This window comes from Nocardiopsis sp. iso_238, from assembly GCF_056173325.1.
The window spans coordinates 3,790,634-3,812,092 of the sequence record NZ_CM149668.1 but is presented as its reverse complement, the minus strand read 5'-3'; the positions used below and the strand labels follow the sequence as shown (position 1 = coordinate 3,812,092).

Here is a 21,459-nt window from a genome sequence, read left to right as displayed (position 1 = left end):
GGCCGGACGTCCCGGGCCGGCGGGCCTGGCGGGCGCGGGGTGAGGACACCCCGCGCCCGCGCACCGCCTACTCGGGGAAGTGGCAGGCCACCGGGTGCCCCGCCCCCCGGTCCACCAGCTCCGGCACCTCCTCGGCGCACAGGTCCCGTGCCTTCCAACAGCGGGTGCGGAACCGGCAGCCGCTGGGCGGGTCCACCGGGCTCGGCACGTCGCCCGTGAGGACGATCCGCTCCCGTACCCGCTCCGTACGCGGGTCGGCCCAGGGCGCCGCCGACAGCAGGGCGATCGTGTACGGGTGCGAGGCCCGGTCGTAGACGTCCTCACGGGTGCCGGTCTCCACCACCCCGCCCAGGTACATCACCGCCACCCGGTCCGAGATGTGCCGCACCACCGACAGGTCGTGCGCGATGAACACGTACGACAACCCCAGCCGCTCCTGGAGCTCCGCCAGCAGGTTCACCACTCCGGCCTGCACCGAGACGTCCAGCGCGGAGACGGGCTCGTCGAGCACCAGGAGGCTGGGTTCCAGCGCCAGGGCCCGGGCGATTCCCACCCTCTGCCGCTGGCCTCCGGAGAACTCGTGCGGGTAGCGGTTCCCGTGCTCGGGGCTCAGACCCACCATCCGCAGGAGCTCGGCCACCCGCTCGGGGCCGCCGTCACTCCAGCGGCGGTGCACCTTCAACGGTTCCGCGATGATGTCGTTCACCGGGAGTCGGGGGTTGAGCGAGGCGTAGGGGTCCTGGAAGACCATGCCCACCTCGCGCCTGACCCGCTGCATCCTCGCCGGGGACATCGTGGTGAGCTCCTCCCCCCGGAAGCGCACCGACCCCGCGGTGGGCGCGACCAGTTGGAGGATGGCCCGGCCCGTGGTGGACTTCCCGCAGCCGGACTCCCCGACCACGCCGAGGGTCTCCCGCTCGGCCAGTCGCAGACTGACCCCGTTGACCGCGTGGACCTGGCCGATCACGCGGCGCAGGAACCCGGAGCCGTGCACGGGGAAGCGCACCTCCAGATCCCGGACCTCGAGCAGTGGGGCGTCGGGGGCGCCCAGGGCGCCGCGTTCCCCTGCGACGGTCGTCATCGTTCCGTCCCCCCGTCACGGAAGAAGGCCGTCGGGTCCGCCACGTCCACCAGCCGGTCACCGTGGTGACAGGAGGCCAGGTGCCCGCTGTCGGGCCCGTCCACCCTGACCAGCGCGGGCTCGGCCGACCGGCACGTGGCGTCGGCCAGCGGACAGCGCGGGGAGAACGGACAGCCCGGGGGCAGGCGGATCAGGGACGGCGGGGTGCCGCGGATCGGCCGGAGGCGTTCGCCGCGCACCGAGGTCATGGACGGTGTCGAGCCCAGCAGCCCCGCCGTGTACGGCATCCGGGTCCGGTAGAACACCTCGTCGGTGTCCCCGATCTCCACCGGTCGGCCCGCGTACATGACCAGGACCCGGTGGGCCAGACCCGCCACCACCCCCAGGTCGTGCGTGATCAGCAGGATCGCGGCGTTGACGGTGTCCTTGACCTCCAGCAGCTTCTCCAGGATCTGGGCCTGGACGGTGACGTCCAGCGCCGTGGTCGGTTCGTCGGCGATGATCACGTCGGGGTCGTTGATGATCGCCATGGCGATCATGACCCGCTGGCGCATGCCCCCGGAGAACTCGTGCGGGTAACTGCGCAGACGTTGCGCGGCCTGGGGGATGCCCACCAGGTCGAGCATCTCCCGGGCGCGTTCGAGCGCCTGCCTGGGCGGTACCAGCGCGTGCGCCAGGACCGCCTCGGCCAGCTGGTCCCCGACGGTGTGCACCGGGTTGAGCGCGGTCATGGGGTCCTGGAAGACCATCGAGATCCGTCGGCCGCGCAGGGAGCGCAGCTCCTTCCGGCGCATCGCCAGCAGGTCCCGTCCCCGGTAGAGCACACGGCCGGTGACGCGCGCGCTTCGGGGGAGCAGGCCCAGCAGCGCCATGGAGGAGACCGACTTCCCCGAGCCGGACTCCCCGACGATGGACAGGACCTCGCGCTCGCACAGCGTGTACGAGACGTCGCGCACGGCCCTGACCACGCCGTCGTCGGTGGGGAACTCCACGCTGAGGTTCTCCACCCGCAGCACCTCGTGTTCGGTGGGCTCGCGCGCGTCGGCCAGGGTGCGCGCGGTGTGGACCTCACCGGCGGCGTCGGTGAGCGGGGCGTCGAGAGCCGGGTCCGCGGCGGCGCCCGGCGGTGGCATGGGGGGTGTCCGGGTCATCAGTCACGCACCCTGTTCTGTCGTGGGTCGAAGGCGTCGCGCAGGCCGTCTCCGATGAAGTTGACGGAGAGCGCGATGAGGATGATGAAGAGGCCGGGCCAGTAGAACAGCCAGGGGCGGGTGCCCATCGCGCTCCGGTAGTCGGTGATCAGACGGCCCAGGGAGGTGTCCGGCGGTTGCACGCCCATGCCCAGGAAGGACAGGGCGGACTCCAGCAGGACCGCCGCCGCGATCGCGAGCGTCACGCTGACGATGATCACGCCCACCGTGTTCGGCAGGATGTGCTTGAAGATGATGCGGCCCGAGGAGGTGCCCACCGAGCGGGCCGCCTCCACGAACTCCTTCTCCCGCAGGGACAGCACCGAACCGCGCACCAGGCGGGCGGTCTGGGTCCAGGTCACCAGCCCCAGGACGACGCCCAGATAGAGGATCCCCGCCTGACCGGCGATCTTCGCGGCCGCGGCGGCGATGGCCAGGAGCGGGATCGCGATGAGGACGTCGGTGACCCGCATCAGCACCGTCTCGGTCCAGCCCCGGAAGTAGCCCGCGCAGGCGCCGACGACCGTCCCCACGACGGTGGCCACGACCCCGACGAGGAAGGCCACGGTGAGGGAGACCTGGGTGCCGCGCATGGTGAGCGCGAAGTAGTCCTTGCCGACGTTGTCCTGCCCGAAGGGGTGTTCACCCAGGGACAGGCCCGCCCCGCCGAGGAACCCCGGCACGAGGCTGAGCGTGGGGTCGCCCCCGTCGGTGAGGGGGCCGGTCGCTGAGGGGGACTTGTCCCACCAGCCCGGGACGGGACCGAACCCGATCGAGCTGAAGGACAGCAGGACCACCCCGGCCAGCAGCACCATGCCGAGCAGGGCGGCGCGGTGACGGAGGAAGCGGGAGCGGACCAGCTGCCACTGGGTGCGGGCCGCGATGTCCAGGCCCTGGGCGGCGTCGGAGTCCGGGTGTCCGGGCCCCGGCGGACCGTCCTCGGGGTGCGGTGGCGGAGCGTCGTGGTGCGTCGTCATCGAGTGTCTCCCTCGGTCATGACAGCCGGATCCGGGGGTCGAGATAGGCGTAGGTGATGTCGGCGACCATGTTGAACAGGACGATCGCGCCGCCCGCCACCACGAAGAACGCCATGACGGGTGCCGGGTCGGCCTCGTTGAGCCCGGTGAGCAGCAGGTGCCCCATCGCGCGCCAGCCGAAGACCGTCTCCGTGACCACCGCCCCGCCGATCACGGTCCCGAAGTCGTAGGCGGCCAGGGTCGTGATGGGGATGAGCCCGTTGCGGAAGGCGTGCCGGGTCATCACCGTGCGTTCGGGCAGGCCCTTGGCCCGCGCCGTGCGCACGTAGTCCTGGTTCATCACCTCCAGCATGCTGGCGCGGCTGTAGCGGGTGTAGGTCGCCAGGGAGACCAGGATCAGGGCCAGGGTGGGCAGGGCCAGGTGGCCCGCCGAGTCCAGTGACAGCTCCCAGAACGTTCCCTGGTAGTTGGGGGTGCGGGCGCCCACCGTGGAGATCGGGCGGCCCTGCATGGAGGCGCTGTAGGAGGCGAAGGAGCGCAGCATCCGGTCGACGAAGATGACGCCGCCGGTGAACAGGCCCGTCCACAGCGCCGTCGCGACGGCCTCGCGCCGGTACAGCACACCGCCGATCCCGTGGCCGAGCGCCACGCACACGACCACGGTGGCCAGGGCCAGGCCGCCGATGACGGCCAGGTCGGGGTCGGCCAGGACCGGCGACAGCGCGAAGTACAGGAACGTGCCCAACGCCGCCGACGCCAACGCGGCGTACATCGGCCGGTTCGGACGCGGCCCCGAGATCAGCACGCTGAAGCCGACGGCGGCGCCGAAGGCGCTGACCGCGACCACCACCGGGCCCAGCCCGGGGTCGGTGAACCACCGGGTCACCGAGACGAACGTGAGGATCCCCGCCGTGGCGGCCGAGGCTCCGGCGAAGGCGATGATCCGTGTACGGCGGTCGCCCACGACCAAGGAGCTCCAGGCCAGCCCGGCGAGCAGGGACACCACGGCGATGACCGGGGGAGGGATGACCGGTTGCGCCAGCCAGTCGTTGAACTCGATGGCTCCGTACTGCTTGAGCAGCACCCCGACCCAGAAGATGGGCAGGGAGAAGGCGACGAAGGCGCCGAAGGTCACCGAGTGGTCGAACCCGCTGTACTGGCGCAGCGCGGACACGACACCGATGGCGATGCCGATGATGATGGCGAGGAGGGTGGCGGCCACCACCAGCTGCATCGTGGCCGAGACGGCGTCGGTGAGCAGGACGTTGACGTCCTGGCCCTGCCGGTTCACTCCGAAGTCACCGGTGAGGGCGCCAACGAGCCAGAGGAAGTAACGGGAGTAGACGGGGAGGTCGAGGCGCATCCGCTCGATCCGCTCCGCCATGGCGGCCTCGCGGGCGTTCTCCGGTAGTTCCCGGAGGTCGGCGAGCGGGTCACCGGTGTTGGTCGCGAGGACGAACATCACGAAGGTCGCGGCGAAGAGCACGAAGACCGAGACGACGAGTCTTCGCGCGATGAAGACGAGCACGGGTGCTGACTCCTGGAGGCTGGGGGACGTTCGCGCGCGGGTGGCGGGTCGGCCCTTCCGGCCAGGGGCCGGGGCCGTGCCGTCCGGGTGGGTCCGGACGGCACGGGTGTCCGCGCGCGTTGGGGTGCGGTGCGGCCTACTGGACCGACCAGTCCCACACGTTCCAGACGATGTCGGTCTGCGCCGGGTTGGGGACGACGTTCTCCACGTTGTCGCTCCACGCGGCGGTGCCGGGGTGGCTGAACAGCGGGATCGTCACCAGGTCGTCCCAGAGGATCGTCTCGATCTCGTTGATGATCTCCAGCTGGGCGTCCGGGTCGGCCTCCTGGAGGACGTCGGCCAGCAGACCGTCCAGTTCGTCGTTGGCGTAGCAGCCGTTGTTGTTGCCCTTGGCCTCGCCGGTGCACTCGTCGGGGGAGCGGAAGGTGGAGTTCCAGCTGCTCACCTCGGCGGAGCCGGACCAGGCGTACATGGCCACGTCATAGGTGTTCTGCGACAGCCCGCCGTCGGTGTCGAAGAAGGTGTCCTCGCCGTTGATCTGGACGTCGAACCCGGCCTGGTCACAGGAGTCCTTGATCAGCTCCGCGGTCTGCTGGCGGCGGGGGTTGCCACCGATGAAGCCGAGCCGCACCTCCTGGCCGACCATGTCGAGCTCTTCGAGCAGTTCCCGCGAGCGGTCGAGGTCCACCTCGCCCCACTGGTCGCCGCCGCTGGCCGCGACGGCCTCCGCGTAGCCCGGGTCGAAGGGGGCGATGTTGCGCACGTCCATGGTCTCGGCCTCGGGCTGGACCGGCTTGATGAGGTTGTCCACGATCAACTGGCGGGGCACGCACTGCGCGAAGGCCTCGCGCAGGTCGTACTCCTCGAAGGGGCTGGAGTCGAAGTTGAAGTCGAGGTGCTCGTAGATGTACTCGTCGTAGACCTGGACCTCGACGCCCTCCAGGGCCTCGACCTGGTTGATCAGGTCGACCGTGGGCTGGGGCCGCATGATGTTGATCTCGCGGTTCTCCAGGGCCTGGGTCTGCTCGTCGGAGGCGATCCAGCGCACGACGATGTTGGAGGTGGCCGGAGCCGCACCCCACCAGCTCTCGTTCGGTTCCAGGGTCAGCGACTGCCCGGCCTCGTAACCGGCGAGCTGGTAGGGGCCGGAGGAGGGGGTGAGGGAGGAGTCCGGCAGGGCGCCGCTGACGGTCCAGCCCTCGTTGAAGAACTCGACTGACCCGGCGAGGGCGTCGTGATCCTCGTCGCGGATGGCCTCCACGAGCTCCTCGACGGTGAGCCCGCCCTGTTCCGCGACCACGTGGGCGGGCATGAGCGTGTTGTTGCCGTTGCCCGGGCCGTTGCTGGACCAGTCGGAGAAGGGGACCTCGTACTCCAGCGCGAAGTCCTTGTCACCGATCTCGCAGTCGGGCATCACCGTGTCCTCGACACCCGCCGTGCCGTTGGAGGAGAACTCGAAGCGTCCGCTCTGCTGCGCCCACCAGAGCAGCGCGTCGGAGCAGTCGATGACCTCCCCGTCGGACCACACGGCATCCGGGTGGATCGAGTACTCGACGACCTGCGGATCCTCGGAGACCTGTTCGTAGGTCCCGAAGTCGGTGTTGGCGGTGACCGCGCCGCCCTCACCGAAGTACCAGAAGCCGCTGGTCAGCTGGTGGTTGACGATCGCGTTCTTGCTGGAGTTGGCCCCGGCCGTGGTGTTGTTGAAGCTGTCGTACTCCTGGTCCCACGCCAGGGTGATCGTGGAGGAGTCGGAGGAGGCGGCGCCGCCTCCTCCGTCCGACGTCGAGCACGCGGAGAGCGCGAGCGCTCCCGCCGCGACCACGGCCGTGGCCTTGGTGATGTTCCCGGTGATTCTCACGCAGTGGTTCCTCTGCCGTTGGGGGATGAATCCAGGATCGAAGTAGAACGGATTCTGGGCAGCGCGTGGGCGCGTGGCAATAGTCCGCGACCGGCTGTTATCCAGCTGAGGCGCATTTGGCCCCAAAGCTAGCCAAAAATGGAACTTAAGGGAGGAAATCGGGCTGAGATTGATCCCCTGACCCGCTGATCATCCCTGCCATATCCAGGGCTCCGACCTGCCATGTCATGGAAAAGGCCCATGGCCATCTCATCCCATGAAGGGACTCGACGCTCCGGTGGGCGGCGTCCTCCATTCCCTCGTGTTCCGAGGTGCGTGTGTGGTCAGCGTGGGAAAGGGTGCGAAGAAAAGGGGCCTCCGTGTTTCCTGTGCATTGGCCCCGGGGTGCCCTTTCACGGAGTGCGAGACCCGTTTCCCCTCCGGGCCGCCCTCACGTCCTCACCACGGGACCCCGGGCGGCTCCGCGCCCGCCGGGGCGGGACGTTCCGCCCACGCCACCCCCGTTACCCTGTGGCCCATGACACCAGGCAACGGCGCCCCCACCCTCACCATCCCGGCGGCCTTCAACGGCCCCGACGGCTCCGGCAACGGCGGCTACAGCGCGGGCCTGCTCGCCGCGCGACTGACCGCTCCGGGCGGCCCGGCCGTCCAGGTCACGCTGCGCAACCCGCCGCCGCTGGACCGCCCGTTGACGGTGGAGGGCTCCCCGGAGGAGGGCCTGCGCCTGGTCGACCCCGTGGCAGAGGACCGAGCCCGCCTGGTGGCCGAGGCCGTGACCGCCGACCCCCTCGACCCCGGACTGATCCCCGGCGGACCGGTCGGCATCGCCGAGGCCGAGGAGGCCCGGAAGCGGTACGGCGGGTGGGAGTCGCACCCCTTCCCCCGCTGCTACAGCTGCGGCCCCGAACGCGCCGAGGGTGACGGCCTGCGCCTGTTCGCGGGACGGGTCCGCCCGGGGGAGGGGCCCGACGGGGTCGGCAACACCGTCGCCTGCACCTGGGAGGTCCGCCCGGAGGTGGACGGCGGCGACGGCACGGCCGCCCTCGCCCAGGTCTGGGCGGCGCTGGACTGCCCCGGCGGCTGGTCCAGCGACGTCTCCGGCCGCCCCATCGTCCTCGGCCGGTTCACCGTCCAGGTCCTGGCGCTCCCGCCGGTCGGCTCCACCCAGGTCGTCATGGGCCACCTGGAGTCCGTCGACGGCCGCAAAGTCCACACCGGCAGCACCCTCCACGACGGAGAGGGCCGCCTGTTCGCCCTGGCCCGCGCGACCTGGATCGCGATCCGGACCTGAGGGGCGCGCCGGGACCGCCGAGCTCCGCCCTCCAGTACGGTGAACCCTTGTGGCCTTCGAAAACTCACAGCAGACCGCGCCCGACGACGACACCCCCGCGCCGGCGCCCCGGCGGGGACGGAGCGGGCGCGGCCGCGACCCCGAGCGGCGGCGGGCCATCCTGGACGCCGCCGACCGGGTGATCCAGCGCGACGGTCCCGACGCCTCCATGCTCGCCATCGCCACCGAGGCGGGGATCAGCAAACCCATCCTCTACCGGCACTTCGGTGACAAGGGCGGCCTCTACCAGGCGCTGGCCCGGCGCCACGTGGACCCGCTCATCGAGGCCATCCGCTCCGAGCTGTACCAGCACACCGACTTCGACGTGCGCGCACGGGCCACGGTCGGCGCCTACCTGTCGATGATCTCGCAGAACCTCAACCTCTACCGGTTCCTGATGGACCGGGCCACCTCGGAGGACGTGCGTACCCGCAGCGACCTCGGGCTGATGGTGCGCCGCCTGGGCGAGGAGCTCGCGGACCTGCTGATCACCGAGGGACGGATCAGCGGCCGTCTGAGGGCCCAGATCGCCGCGCACGCCGTCGTGGGCATGGTCCAGGCGGCGGGGGAGTGGTGGCTCGAACACCCCGAGGTGAGCGAGCGGGAGATCATCGACGACCTCACCGACGCCGTGGTCGGCGCCATCCGGGGCAGCGGCGGCTGACCCCCGGGGGGATCGCCGCCTCGGACTTGACCTGGAGTGCGGTCCAGGTCGCATGCTTACGGGATGACGGACTACCACACCCCCGGCGAGGTGGCCGAGCGCTTCGGGGTCACGCTCGACACCCTGCGGTACTACGAGAGGGCGGGCCTGCTCCGGAGGGTGGACCGCGCCCCCAACGGCCACCGCCGCTACCGCACCGACGACGTCGAACTCCTGGACATGCTCCGCTGCCTGCGCGAGACCGACATGCCCATCGCCCAGCTGCGCGACTTCGCCGAGCTGGTCCGCGACGGCGACCACACGGTCCCCGACCGCCTCGAGGTGTTGCAGGGCCACCAGCGGCTCCTCGACACCCGTGTCGCGGAGCTGCGGGCACGCCAGATCACCATCCAGCACAAGATCGACCACTACCTGGGCGTACTCTCCGACGGCGCCCCGGAGGCGGCCTCCCCGGAGAACGCCTGACCCGGCCCGGTTGCCCCCGCTGATCACAGAACCGACAAAGCTCGTATATGCCCGCATAACTCCGCTTTCGCGGTTTCCTGACGCTTCGGGCGGATACCTTCCCTAGGAAGGCGCTCGGCGGGGCCGAGCGCACCGGAGATCCGCGAACCACGGGGAGGGGCTCAGTTGCCCGAGAGCACGACGGCGTTGGAAGCGGACTCCGGTGCCTACCACCAGATCCACTTCGCCTGGGCCGAACCCACCCTCCTCGGCCGCGTCGGACCGGGGCCGTCGGCCACCTCCCTCCCCGACCGGGACCAGCCCGTACTGCGCTCCTGGCGCGACCGCCTCATCCCCGCCCTCACCGCCGACTACCGGTCGGCGCTGCCCGGCACCGACCCGGCCGCCTACCCGGAGACCCTCTGGGCCCACCACTACCCCGACGGACAGAGCGCCCTCGTGTACCGGTGGCCCGGCGACGTCCGCGAGGCCCACGCCTGGGCGATCGTCGGGCCCACCCGCGGTCTGGACTTCCCCCGGGTCCTCGCCCTGCACGAGAACCCCAACACCCGGCCCGCCGCGAGCAGGCCCCCCAAACCGGGCTGGGCCGCGATGCGGACCCTGCCCGCCCCCGAGCCCTGGGAACTCACCGCCGCACCCGGCGCCCTGCGCACCCGCGACCGGCGCGCCGCCGAGACCCGGATCGAGGGCGAGCCCATCCTCGTCGGGGCCGTGGCCCACGCGCTCGCGCACCCCGACCGCCCCCTCCGCCTGACCCTCGACCCGGACCGCGCCGACCTGTGGCAGGCCACCCAGCTGCGCTTCCTGTGGGGCATGCACCGCGTGCTGCACGACGTTCTCACCCCGCGTGCCGCCCTGCCCGCGGCCGGATGGAGCTGGTCCTTCTCCACCTACGAGCCGGTCCCGGACCCGGAGGACGGCCCCCACCTGGCCTTCGCCCCACCCGCCGCAGCGGGATCGCCCTTCCTCTCACCGGTCCCGGAGGAGCACCTCAGAATCGCGGAGGGCCTGGTCACCGTCCTGAGGGAGGAGGGCGGCGACGCCTTGGCCGATCACCTCAGGGAGCGGGGCGTACCGGAGGCCGCCACCTTCGGTGAGCGCCGCGACCTCCTCCGCGACTGGCTGGATCCCGCCCCTCGCCCCGCGCCGCAGGAGGAGCCCGACCAGCCCGCCACGGCGGGGATCCCCGAGGGCGGACCGGTCGCGGAGCAGATCAGCGCCCCGCCCCCCGCTCCCTCGCCGCCGACCTGGATCGACCCCACCCCCGCCCCGCTGGCGGACGAACCGGTGCCCGATCCCACCCCCGCCCCGTTGGCGGACGAACCGGTGCCCGATCCCGAGGACGACCTGGAGGAGGCCCCCGACCCCTTCGCCGACGACGACTCCCAGGACACCGCCGAGCAGGAGACCTGGGCCGGAGGCAGGCGGGGGCCCACCTTCCTGGGGGTGGCACGGCGCCAACCCGCCCCGGAACCGGAGCACGACCCCCTCTCGATCTTCGGGCGGCCCGCACGCCCCGCGTCCTCGGAGGACACGAGCACCGAACCCGAGCCATCCGGGTTCCGGGACGAGCCCCCACGGGCCCCGGTGGCCGACGAGGGGCCCCGCGAGATCTGGACCATCTCCGCCTCCGCCGACCGTCCCGAGCCAAAGACCCCGGAGGACGCCCCGCCCCTCGCCGTCCGCCCCCTCGAAGAGGAGCCCGTCGACTACGCGGCCGAGACCGAGCCCGAGACCGACGAGAACTTCGACGACCCCGACGACAACTGGCCCACCCAGTACGCCGACCTGCCCCTCGCGCGCCTGGAGCGGTGGCACTCCAAACGCGGGCCCGAGGGCGCCCATGTCGACGTCGTCGACGCCCGCGCCGCCGTGCGGGCCGAACGCGCCGAACTCCAACGGGTCCGCGACGAGCGCGACCGCTACCACACCGAGGTCCAGGACCTCCGCCGGGAGATCGCCCGCCTGGACCAGTCCTGGATCGACGCGGAACCCTTCTCCGAGACCCCGGAACGGACCCGGCGCTGGCCGCTGGTCCTGCTCGTCTCGGCCCTCGCCGTGACCGCCCTCGTGATCGGCCTGGAGGTCGGCTCCGGCACCCAGCTGGGAGTCCTCGACCTCCTGGGCCGCGTCACCCCGTGGGGCTGACGGCCCGTGTGACGGGCAGCACCCACCGGACACGCCCTAACCTGGAAGGATGACCGACACTTCCCCGGCCCCCACGGCGGTCCCGCAACCGCTGTGGGACGCGATCCGCGACCTGGACCTGCCCAAGCGACACCTCAGGGACCTCACCGCCCACCCCGAGGAGGCCGGTGAGATCCTCCTCGAAGCGGTGGACGTCCTGCGCGGACGGGACGAACGCGCGGCGCGCGCACTCGCCCAGGCGCTGCGTGAGCACGCGCCGAAGGCCGGGCACCGCCAGTTCGCGACCAACCAGATCGTCACGATGCTCCGTGCCGAGGGCCGGACCGACGAGGCCGACGCCCTGCTCGACGAACTCATGGACTCCGGTCCGGACCGCGGCGTCGCCGTGCTCCTGGCCGAGGACCTGGCGTCGCGAGGCGACTACGCCAAGGCCCTGCACTGCTACAACGTCGTCTGCCGGGGCATGCTCGCCCAGCCCCCGGAGACCGTGGCCGAGCTCAACCGGCTCGGCCTGATGCCGCTGCTCGGTCGCGCCCGGATGCGCGAGGCGCTCGGCATGGCCCCGGACGCCCACGACCTGGCCACCCGCTCCACCGACGCCTACCTGCCGCCGCTGGACGCCCGCACCGACCTCGGGGGCGCGCCGAACCGGTCCGTCGACACCACCCCGCGGCCCGGCCGCAACGATCCCTGTTCCTGCGGTTCGGGCCGCAAGTTCAAGAAGTGCTGCGATTCGCCACTGGCCCGCTGAATCTGTGCGAACCGGACACCGCTTTCGGGAGTCACATCCCGCGTCGGTGCGCGCTCGGCGCACCGGGAGAAGAGGTGGCGGTTCGTGTTCGGAATCCTGCGGCCCTGTCGGCACACGTTGTCCGAGGACCTGGCTCGGGAGTGGATGTCCCACATGTGCGGACTGTGTCTCGCCCTGAGGGACGACCACGGCCAGGCCTCCAGGGTCGCCACCAACTACGACGGCCTGGTCGTGTCGGTCCTGACCGCCGCCCAGTCCCGTGACCAGGCAGGAACCCGTGCGGCCGGCCGCTGCCTCCTGCGCGGCATGCGCGGTGCCGACGTGGCCGACGGGTCCGGCGCCCACCTGGCCGCGGCGGTCTCCCTGATGCTCGCGTCGGCCAAGATCAGCGACCACATCGAGGACGGCGACGGAGCCTACGCCCGCCCCGGGGTGCGCGCCGTGGCCGGTCGCGTGGCCACCCGATGGCGGAACGGAGCCCAGCGCACCGGAAGCGGACTCGGCTTCGAGGGCACCGCCCTGGCCACGGTGGTCGACCGCCAGCGCGAGGCCGAGCTCTCCGCCACCGAGGGCACCGACGTCCTCACCGTCACCCGTCCGACCGAGGAGGCCACCGGAGAGGCCTTCGCGCACACCGCCGCCCTGGCGGGGATCCCGGGGAACGCCGCCCCGCTCCAGGAGGCGGGACGCCTCTTCGGCCGGGTGGCGCACCTGCTGGACGCGGTCGAGGACCGCGAGGAGGACCTCGCCAACGGTTCATGGAACCCGCTCACCGCCACCGGGACCCCGGTCGGCCGCGCGCGGGAACTCTGCGACGACGCCGTCCTCGGTGTGGACCTGGCCCTGAGGGAAGCCGAGTTCACCGACGACCGCCTGGTCCGCGTGCTCCTCGTCCAGGAACTCAACCGCGCCGTCGCCCGTACCTTCGCCCACGGCGGCCACCCCGGCCACGGTCAGCACCCCGGCCAGGGCCCGCACCCGGGCCACGGTCCGCACCCGGGTCATGTCGGGCATCCGGGTCACCCGGGCCACGGTGCGCACCCGGGCCACGGCGGACACAGCGGCCATCCCGGTCATGGCGGCCACGTCGACTACCCCGGCGACGGCGGCCAGCCCCACGACCCCGGCCACGGGGACCACTCCGGTCACGGCGGGAAGGGCTCGAAGCGCTCCGGCAAGGGCGGCTGCTGCGGCGCCTGCTCCTGCGACACCCCCGGGTTCCGGGAACCGCAGCGCGGCCGGGGCCTCCTCGCAGGCTGCGCCGCGGCGCTGTTCATGTGCTGCACCTGCCAGTTCTGCTGCCGCGACCCCCACCCCGGCCCGTGGTCGGGCGAACCCCGGGACTCCTGGTGCGAGGCCTGCGCCTGCGTGTCCGACACCTGCGGCACCTGCTGCCAGGCGTGCAACTGCTGTAGTAACTGTTCCTGCTGTGAGGGGTGCGACTGCAACTGCGGCTGACCCGGTCCCGGGACGGCTTCACGGAACCCGTCCCGGTGTCCGTCAGTGGTCGCAGCTCCGGCACCGCCGGGTGGCCGCGCGCTTGGTGTTGCCCCCGGTGGCGCGGAGCGGCGAGGCCTCACTGATCCGCTGCCACAGCCCCGGGTCCGGGTAGTTGATCCAGCCCCACAACGGGGCCCTGACGTCCGAGCCGGACTGGTGGGAGCAGCCCAGCCGGTGGGCCACTCCCCGAAGGGAGATGAGGATGGCGTCGCCGGACGGGTACGGTCTCACGGTCGAGAACGGCGTCCCGGTCCCACAGCTACCGATGTAGTCCCGTGGCAGCGCACAGGCGCAGCCCTCCCCGACAGGGAGCTCACAGAAATCGCAGCGCTTCATTCTCTTACAGTGCACCCACGTGGTGACGATCAGGCAACTTTCGGTGCCCAACCCGCCACCAGTTCCAAGAACCTGTCTCAGAGCCAACTGACAGCCGACACTCGCCCCGGCATCGTGGCCTCGCCTGATCGTTCGATGAGGAGGGCCGAAACCGCCTCCCCTCGCGAGGACCAACCAACGGAAACCGGTCTCAAACAGAAGGCGCCCGCAGAGATTTCCCATCGAGGCGATCCGAGGTGTCGGTGCTTGGGTAGCCACGGCGCATGACCACGACACAGACCGAGCAGAGCACGGAACCCGTCACGACCCGGATCGTCGACTACTACGACGGTCGCAAACGGGCCTGGGTGAAGGAAGCCGTGCGCCTGTTGCACGCGGACGCCACCCGCTCGGCGGACACGCACGTGTTCCGCTTCCCCCTCCCCACAGAGTGGGGCATCGACCTCTACGTCAAGGACGAGTCGGTGCACCCCTCCGGAAGTCTGAAGCACCGCATGGCGCGGGCGCTCTACCTGCACGCCCTGTGCACCGGCTGGATCGAGGCCGACACGCACGTGTTCGAGGCCTCCAGCGGGTCCACGGCGGTCTCCGAGGCCTACTTCGCCCAGCTTCTAGGGCTGAAGTTCACGGCCGTGGTGCCCAAGAACACCAGCGTGGAGAAGGTGGAGCTCATCAAGGCCTACGGGGGCGAGGTGAAGAACCCCGGACCCGACGGCGACATCGAGAAGGAAGCCGCACGGCTGGCCAAGGAGACCCCGAAGGGGCACTTCATGGACCAGTTCACCTACGCGGAGCGCGCCTACGACTACCGGGACGACCACAACGTCGCGGCGACCGTCTTCCAGCAGATCTCCGAGGAGCGCCACCCCGACCCCAAGTGGTTCGTCGTGGGAGCGGGCACCGGCGGCACCGGTGCGACCATCGGCCGACACATCCGCTTCAGTCGTCGCGATGCCCGCGTGTGCGTCGTGGACCCGCAGAACTCAGCGTTCTTCCCCAACTGGGTGGCCAACCAGGGCCACCCCAAGAGCCAGTGGCCGGAGGACCCCTCGACGTGGATCAAGGGGAGCCCATCGCACATTGAGGGGATCGGGCGCCCGACGGTCGAACCCTCGTTCCTGCCCGCCGTCGTCGACCGGATGATCTCGGTCCCCGACGCCGCCTCGATCGCCGCCATGCGCCTGCTTCTGTCACGCCTGCGCCACCGAGCCGGCCCCTCCACCGGAACCAATCTGTGGGGAGCCCTGCGGATCGTCGCCGAGATGCTCTCCGACGGTGAGCAGGGCAGCGTGGTCATGCTCATGTGCGACCAGGGCGAGCGGTACATGAAGAGCTACTACGACGACAAATGGGTCGAGCAGACCCTCAAGCTGGATCTCGTGCCCTACACGAAGGCGCTGGAGGACTTCCTCGCGACCGGTCGCTGGAACGAGCCGGTGGTCGCCGCCGTGCCCGCCGCGAGGGACGCCTGAGCGGGGTCACACCGGCCGTGGGCGGGCCCTCGCGAGTTGCGAGACCCGCCCGCGGCCAACGGGATCGGTACAGGAGGACATCCGAGGAGAAGGGCGAACCCTGCTCCGCTCAGGCCGGTCAGACCGTTCTGTTGACGAGCGAGGTGAGGAACCCCTGGGTCTCGGGATCGGTCGAGTACAGGAGGGTGCCGCGCATGCCCCGGGTCAACAGGACCTTGTAGGTGTTGCGGATCAGCGCCTCGGCCTCGTTGTCGGTCGTCTTCTTCCCCATCGCCGGGTCCCTGTTGGCGCTACGGTCGATGACCAGGCGTCCGTCACGGAACAGCAGGTCCGGTCCCAAGATCACCCCCGACCAGTCGTACTCGAACCCCTGAGCCGTGTACACGCATCCCACCTGGTCGAACCCGCCCTCTTCGGTCGCCCAGAGCGCGCTCGGGGGTACACCCGGCAGCCAGCGCTCCAAACGGCTGTTCCAGGGGCGTTCCCAGGTTCCGATACGGACGTCGTTCTCCAGCGGTCGATCCTTCTCGGCCTTGCTCCAGGTCCAGCAGTAGCCGGCGCTCAAACGCGCTGTGTACCCCTGCTCCAGAGCCGGTCGCAGGAGCTGCTCCATCTCTGCCGGTGAAGCGGCTGTGCCCAGGGAGAAGTCGTCGTCCCCGGACCACGGGACGGGGCCGCCCGGGGCCAGCCCCAGAAGGCGGAGAACCCATTCCTCGTACAGCTCGCTGCCGCCGCAGCGGAACTGGCCGGCCAGGTCGACCTGGTGGACCTCGAGCCCCATGTCCGCAGCGTGCTCTCGGATGGTCTCCACGGTGCCCATCTCCCCCGGGCGGACGACCTGGTGCTCGTCGAGGAGGAAGACGGGGACCCTGGCCGCCGCTAGGAGTTCGTCCACCTGAGGCCTACCCGTACGCAGTGTGGCCTTGGTGTACCGGTTGGCTGAGGTCTCGCGGATGCGGTGCGATTCGTCGCAGATCAATACCTCGAACTGGTTCTTCGAGGCCTCCATGAAGCTGTTGAAGTACTTGAACAGCTCCTTCACCCGCGGGCTGCGCTTGCCCGCGACCTTGCGCATGGTCGTGGTGAAGGCCTTGGAACCGGTCGCGTGCAGCGTGCTGACGCCTTTGCGGGAGAGCTCGCCGAGGAGGGACAGAGCGATGACGCTCTTACCGCTTCCGGGGCCGCCGCTGATGATGACGGCGGTCTTGCGATCCTCCGCGTGCGCGCGATCCACCGCGTGCATGACCATCTGGAAGGCGGTGCGCTGCTCATCGAGCAGGGTGAACTGGGTTCTCTCCTTCACCTCGACCGCCGCGACCTTCATCAACTGCTTGCTGGGTCGGGTCTTCCCACTCAGGAGGTGGTCGGCGGAGTCGGCACCTGCCAGTGGGGCGAGCCTTCCACGGAGGAAGTCGAGGAACTCCCCGCGACGCTGGGCCGTGAAGAGTCGACTGTTGCCGTCTTGCGGAAGATCGAAGAGATCGCGTACGGCGGGGTCGTAGGCGTTGTGCAGATAGGCCGCGCCCCGGAGCTGCTTCTCGGGGTCGGTGACGGACGAGACGAAGTCGCCGATGTAGTCGCAGTAGCCGCGGACTTGGAGAACCGGGTGGAGTTTGGGGCCGCCCGGCTGGTGGGGGACCAGCACCATTTTGGGGTCCTCCTCCCATGACTCGGCCTCGCTCCACTGCTTGAGCTCGACCACCACGTAACTGTGGTCGTTCGTCTCGGGATGGTGACCCGCGAGCACCACGTCCACGCGCTTGCCGGACAGGGGCAGGCGGTATTCCATGAGCATCTCGACCTCACCAAGCCCAGCGTCCACCAGGTCGCTCGCGAGCACAGGCAGACTCCGGTTCCACGAACGGACCTCGGAGGGGCTCGCGGAGCGCCCAGTGGTGAAACGGAGATGCTCGGAGATGAGCTCACCGAGCTGCTCCTCGAGCTCGGAGACACGCGACACGGACGAGGCAGATCGGCGGAAGGCCGTCAAGAACACTCCAGGGCAGCACGAAGGGGTATCTCGTGCGGGTGGAGGCGTGTCCTACGGGGCAGGAAGCCTGTCGGGCCGCGAGACGTACCGGGCCAGGCTAGCGATACGCGGCGGCTGGCGCCGTCCTTCACCCACACGGGTCGCAGGATGGGTGCGAGTGACCAGTAGTGTCACACCCATTTCCTAGCATAAGAGGGATTGGAAGTATTTACACGCATTCGTGGTGAGATGCCTGACTGCGGAATGATCAGGAGCTGGAACCTTGAACGAGAGCGATGTCGCTCGGGTCTACGTCTACGTTGCGAACGCTGCGGAGAAGAACCTCGAGACCGGTATCGAGCAGTCGGTCTGGGGCTGGAAGCCCAACCGGAGAGGCGTCGTGAGGAACCACGACCTCCTCGCATCCCTCAAAGAGGGGGACTACCTGTACCTGGGCTTTGGTGGTTCGGGGCACATCAAGGCGGACGTAGCACAGGAGAAGACGATCTCCCGGATCGAGGTCGCTCGCCTGACAGGAGGGCTGTATGAGCACTCGAGCCCGGTCTGGGCGGACGACGTCTACCCCTACAGGGTGCCTTTGGAGTTCGTCGACACTTGGGAAGACGTGACCAGGGACGACATCGGCCCGGAGGGCATTGAGGCCCTGCGCAGATCGGCCTGCGGCGAAGGCGGGGCCTTCTCACCCGAAAGCCGGGAGTCCGTCCAGGAGAAGCTTTTCCAGAAGGTGCTCGAAGACTACGAGGACGGGCTCACGGACACGGAGGACCCCGCCGACAGCACCAACTGGGACCTACCCTCCGACCTCGACCGCCGCGCCTATGTCCTCGCACGCGCCGAGCAGAAGAAACTGCGGAGGAAGAAGCTCAACGGCAGATCCGAGGTGTACTGCGATCTGTGTCAACTGCTGTTGCCCGTACGTCTGGTACACACCGCGCATATCCGCAGGCGCAGCCAAAGCCCTCACGAAGTGCGCCTTGACCCCCACAACCTGATGTTCGCCTGTGTCCTTGGTTGCGACGCCCTCTTCGAACACGGCTACGTGTACGTGGATGTCGACGGTTGCGTCCAGGCATCCGAAAAAGCAAAGGACGGGGCGCTCGTCTCGGCGGTGGAACGCCTTGGCAAGAGTTGCTCCGCCTTCACGAAGAACAACGCCGAGTACTTCGCCTGGCACCGTGGAAACATCGCCAATGTGAATGAGAGATGATGCCGGAAACACCCCCCAGCCCCCTCAGGTACGTCCACGCCGGTCGTGTCGGTGACACGGCCAAGGAGCTGCTGCAGCCGGACTTCGTCGATCGCTGTGTCCTCGCCTACCAGTCGGCGGGGTTCGGAGAGCCGGGCGACTCCGAGGTGCGAAGCTGGCGAAACAGTTGGCCGCCGCTCCTCGAATTCCTGGTCCGTGCGGGCCTCGAGGACCTGCACATCTACCTGGAGTTCGCGACCCTGGACACCGAAAGCCGGATGGACGCTCTGCTGGTCGGTCAACGAGGCCCGGATGATCTGATCGCCACCGTTGTGGAGTTGAAGCAGTGGACCGAGGCGAACCCGGTCGCCAGGAACCTGGTTCGCCTCCCGGGGGGCGACCGTCTGTGGACCCATCCGCTCGCTCAGACAGCCGGGTACATGGCCTTCCTGGAACGGTGGTTCGAATCCGATGTCGCTCGACTCGAGGTTCGCGGAGTCGTCTTCCTCCACAACGCGACCCGTGCCCAGGCCGCCACGGTCCAGGAGAGCGGGGGGCTCCCCGCTGAGTACCGAGTGCCAGTGGTCAGCGGCGAGGAGGTGCGTTCTTCTTCGGAGGACATGGAGCTGAGTGAACTCTTTCGGTGCGCAGACGTTCAGGGGCTCGACCAACATGCCCTCATGACTTTCACGGGTGCCAGGTGGCGGGGGAGCGAGGCTCTTCTGGACAGCGTGGCCGCGGCAGTGCGTGGAGAACCCTCGTTCAAACTCGTCGGGGACCAACAGACCGCGCTTCTGGACGTCAGGGCGCGCGTGCGGACGGCCCTGGACAGCGGAAAGCGCACCCTCATCGTCGTCAAGGGCGGGCCCGGTAGCGGCAAGACAGCACTGGCGATGCGGCTGCTCGGGGACTACGTGAACAAGCCGAACGTCCGTGCTCGCTACGGGACTCCTTCCGGCGCACTGACCCGCAACCTGCGCGAGACTCTGGGGGTCCCTGGCTCGGATCCCCTGTTCCAGCTACCCAAGAACAAGGTTAGGGACTCGCGGCTACTGATCATCGACGAGGTCCACCGCTACCATCGCAGCAGCGGCGGCCTGGGGACCTACGTGCTGAGGAATCTCTCGGAAGTTCCGGTCGTGGTGGTCTTCCTCGACGAGCGCCAGCGGGTCCGCCCCAACGAGGGTGTGACCGAGCAGGAAATCCACGAGTTCGCCCAGACTGCTTCACCGCCGATCAACGTCGTCACGCACAGCCTCAACGGAAGTTTCCGCTGCAACGGCTCCCGCGAGTTCAACTCCTGGGTCGACGACCTCCTCTACGACGAACCCAGGCCCTGGGCAGGCACTGACTACGACCTGGCCGTCAGCTCCAACCCGTCGGAAATGGAGCGGTGGCTCGACACGTGCCTGGATCAGGACCGGACCGCTCGGATCAGCGCCGGATTCTGCTGGGGCTGGGACGAGGTGCGTTTGGGCGAGGAGTTGCCCGGCGTCAAGATCGAGTGGGAGGGCGGGCCCCACGGTGAACCCCAGAAATGGGAACGTCCGTGGAACCTCCGCAAGGAGCAGACCATCGCGGCCGACGGTGAGTTCGTTGGTCCGGAGAGCTGGCTGTGGGCCACCGGCCCCGGGGGCGAACGCCAGGTCGGCTGCGTCTACACCGCGCAGGGACTCGAGTACCACGACGCCGGCGTCATCTTCGGCCCTGACCTTGTACGACGCGGTGACCAGTGGGAGGCTCACCCCGAAGAGAGCCGGGATCGAGCTGTCCGAGGTGTGAACGCTGACGAGTACCTCGAACTGGCCAGGAACACCTACCGCGTTCTCATGACCCGTGGCATGAGATCGTGCCGCCTCTACTCCACCGATCCTGAGACCCAGGCGTTCCTGTCCTCACTCGCGCCCAGAGACCTCAGATGAACCAGGGTGGCGGACGAGAGTGTCCGCCACCCACCCCGCTGTGAGAATCGGGTCAGTTCACGACTCTCTGCGTTCATATGAATAGCAGAGGTTTCGTCACCAGGGTGATTACGCACAGGTCGGTTTTTCTCACTGAAGCCGGTGCTGCTACCAGTTCCCTTTCCTCTTCCACCTGGATTCGAGCTCTTTGAAATGTGGTGGGACTGCCAGTCTGGTAGTGGCGCGCGGCGGCCAGGATTCATCCCCTACGAAGGGGGAGAGGCAGTAGCGGACGGCGGATGCATGGCGCCACAGGTCAGGGCAAGTGGCGGCTCCGACGAGACGCAAGTATTCTATCTTTGTGGATTCATGAATGTTCCGGGTCATCCTGAAGGTGTCCGCGACGTGATGAAGTCCCAGCTCTCGGACGTCCTTGAGAGAGCTGGGACTTGCACCTCTGCTCTTTCGGGGGTAGCAGATGCTCGAGAAACTTCTAGGGGTTGGTGGAGAGTCGCTGTCCTCGCTGAACCGGGACAGGAACTCTGACACGATGCTGCACCAGACGTGTGCCTCTGTGACGCTTTTCAGGGTGACTTCCGAGCCAACGATGGAGATGGCATCGCTTGTCACCTTGCTAACGAACTTCTCCTGGGTTTCTCTCGTTTGCGCGCTACATCGGAGGCTGGCTTCCGCTAGCTTGACGAATGTAGCATGCAGAGCCTCATCGACCAGGAGGGTCTCCAACCAGGTGGCCCCCTTTCTCTTGTTGAGGGCAAGTGTGGAGATCTCGCTCTGAGTGGGAACGTTTCGGGCTGGACGCGTCCGAGTGCCTACATCTCGTGCGTCCTTGTGGAATCCTCCGAAGACTTCGTGGAGGCTTTCACGTAGTGATTCGTATTCACCAGAATCCGAGCATCGTGCCGCTCGTATGAGTAAGTTCTTCTGGTGGCCTGCCCCACGGCAGTGACAATGGCAGTTAGCCTGCTCGGCGTTCTCGCATGAGGAGTTGTGCGGAGGAGGGGAGGTGGTTTCTGGCATCTGGCCCCAACGTGATTGCGTGCTCGGTGATCTCCGGACCT

The 21,459-nt window shown here is 69.2% G+C and carries 17 protein-coding genes; 9 read left to right on the top strand and 8 right to left on the bottom strand.

Going from position 1 to position 21,459, the window contains the following annotated elements; translation table 11 throughout:
- Positions 1-67 precede the first annotated feature (67 nt).
- The 5 genes from AC0VYL_RS17295 to AC0VYL_RS17275 all read right to left on the bottom strand — a co-directional run bounded on the left by AC0VYL_RS17295 (position 68) and on the right by AC0VYL_RS17275 (position 6,637).
- Positions 68-1,081, bottom strand: a complete 1,014-nt coding sequence (locus AC0VYL_RS17295) for an ABC transporter ATP-binding protein (RefSeq protein ID WP_475454059.1) — start codon at positions 1,079-1,081, stop codon at positions 68-70.
- On the bottom strand, positions 1,078-2,232 hold the full coding sequence (locus AC0VYL_RS17290) for an ABC transporter ATP-binding protein (RefSeq protein ID WP_475480844.1): 1,155 nt from the start codon (positions 2,230-2,232) through the stop codon (positions 1,078-1,080). Before AC0VYL_RS17290 ends, AC0VYL_RS17295 begins: the two co-directional genes overlap by 4 nt.
- On the bottom strand, positions 2,232-3,248 hold the full coding sequence (locus AC0VYL_RS17285; protein WP_475480843.1) for an ABC transporter permease: 1,017 nt from the start codon (positions 3,246-3,248) through the stop codon (positions 2,232-2,234). The genes AC0VYL_RS17290 and AC0VYL_RS17285 overlap by 1 nt, the downstream gene beginning before the upstream one ends.
- 16 nt (positions 3,249-3,264) lie before the next feature.
- Positions 3,265-4,776 (bottom strand): ABC transporter permease, encoded by a 1,512-nt coding sequence (locus AC0VYL_RS17280; RefSeq protein ID WP_475480842.1) that lies wholly within the window; start codon positions 4,774-4,776, stop codon positions 3,265-3,267.
- Between the two features lie 136 nt (positions 4,777-4,912).
- Entirely contained in the window at positions 4,913-6,637 is a 1,725-nt protein-coding gene (locus AC0VYL_RS17275) for an ABC transporter family substrate-binding protein (protein ID WP_475454051.1), read from the bottom strand.
- Between the two features lie 517 nt (positions 6,638-7,154).
- Between AC0VYL_RS17275 and AC0VYL_RS17270 the strand changes: the two genes are divergently transcribed.
- The 6 genes from AC0VYL_RS17270 (at position 7,155) to AC0VYL_RS17245 (ending at position 13,453) form a co-directional block, all read left to right on the top strand.
- Positions 7,155-7,928 carry a hypothetical protein gene (locus tag AC0VYL_RS17270; protein ID WP_475480841.1) on the top strand — a complete coding sequence of 258 codons (774 nt, stop codon included), beginning with the start codon at positions 7,155-7,157 and terminating at the stop codon, positions 7,926-7,928.
- A gap of 49 nt (positions 7,929-7,977) precedes the next feature.
- The gene (locus AC0VYL_RS17265) at positions 7,978-8,631 is read left to right on the top strand and encodes a TetR/AcrR family transcriptional regulator (protein ID WP_475454047.1); all 654 of its coding nucleotides are present in this window, start codon (positions 7,978-7,980) and stop codon (positions 8,629-8,631) included.
- A 63-nt stretch (positions 8,632-8,694) separates the two neighbouring features.
- The gene (locus AC0VYL_RS17260; protein WP_475454045.1) at positions 8,695-9,096 is read left to right on the top strand and encodes a MerR family transcriptional regulator; all 402 of its coding nucleotides are present in this window, start codon (positions 8,695-8,697) and stop codon (positions 9,094-9,096) included.
- Between the two features lie 165 nt (positions 9,097-9,261).
- The gene (locus AC0VYL_RS17255; protein WP_475480840.1) at positions 9,262-11,244 is read left to right on the top strand and encodes a hypothetical protein; all 1,983 of its coding nucleotides are present in this window, start codon (positions 9,262-9,264) and stop codon (positions 11,242-11,244) included.
- A gap of 49 nt (positions 11,245-11,293) precedes the next feature.
- Complete coding sequence (locus tag AC0VYL_RS17250) at positions 11,294-11,995, top strand: SEC-C metal-binding domain-containing protein (RefSeq protein WP_475454041.1); 702 nt, start codon at positions 11,294-11,296, stop codon at positions 11,993-11,995.
- A gap of 84 nt (positions 11,996-12,079) precedes the next feature.
- Positions 12,080-13,453: a DUF5685 family protein gene (locus AC0VYL_RS17245; RefSeq protein ID WP_475480839.1), complete on the top strand. Its 1,374-nt coding sequence runs from the start codon at positions 12,080-12,082 to the stop codon at positions 13,451-13,453.
- 42 nt (positions 13,454-13,495) lie between these two features.
- On the opposite strand, the gene AC0VYL_RS17240 is transcribed toward AC0VYL_RS17245, so the two are convergent.
- On the bottom strand, positions 13,496-13,726 hold the full coding sequence (locus AC0VYL_RS17240; RefSeq protein ID WP_475480838.1) for a hypothetical protein: 231 nt from the start codon (positions 13,724-13,726) through the stop codon (positions 13,496-13,498).
- A 368-nt stretch (positions 13,727-14,094) separates the two neighbouring features.
- Between AC0VYL_RS17240 and AC0VYL_RS17235 the strand changes: the two genes are divergently transcribed.
- The gene (locus AC0VYL_RS17235) at positions 14,095-15,303 is read left to right on the top strand and encodes a PLP-dependent cysteine synthase family protein (protein WP_475480837.1); all 1,209 of its coding nucleotides are present in this window, start codon (positions 14,095-14,097) and stop codon (positions 15,301-15,303) included.
- Positions 15,304-15,421: 118 nt separating this feature from the next.
- On the opposite strand, the gene AC0VYL_RS17230 is transcribed toward AC0VYL_RS17235, so the two are convergent.
- Positions 15,422-17,143, bottom strand: coding sequence for a DNA/RNA helicase domain-containing protein (locus AC0VYL_RS17230; protein WP_475480836.1), 1,722 nt, complete (start codon positions 17,141-17,143; stop codon positions 15,422-15,424).
- A gap of 412 nt (positions 17,144-17,555) precedes the next feature.
- On the opposite strand from AC0VYL_RS17230, the gene AC0VYL_RS17225 reads away from it, so the two are divergent.
- Together AC0VYL_RS17225 and AC0VYL_RS17220 are read left to right on the top strand one after the other, a co-directional pair.
- A complete protein-coding gene (locus tag AC0VYL_RS17225) occupies positions 17,556-18,500 on the top strand; it encodes a hypothetical protein (protein WP_475480835.1) in 945 nt (314 codons plus the stop codon).
- Positions 18,500-20,401: a DNA/RNA helicase domain-containing protein gene (locus AC0VYL_RS17220; RefSeq protein WP_475480834.1), complete on the top strand. Its 1,902-nt coding sequence runs from the start codon at positions 18,500-18,502 to the stop codon at positions 20,399-20,401. Before AC0VYL_RS17225 ends, AC0VYL_RS17220 begins: the two co-directional genes overlap by 1 nt.
- Positions 20,402-20,548: 147 nt before the next feature.
- Here AC0VYL_RS17220 and AC0VYL_RS17215 read toward each other — a convergent pair whose 3' ends face one another.
- Positions 20,549-21,124 (bottom strand): hypothetical protein, encoded by a 576-nt coding sequence (locus tag AC0VYL_RS17215; RefSeq protein WP_475480833.1) that lies wholly within the window; start codon positions 21,122-21,124, stop codon positions 20,549-20,551.
- Positions 21,125-21,459 lie beyond the last annotated feature (335 nt).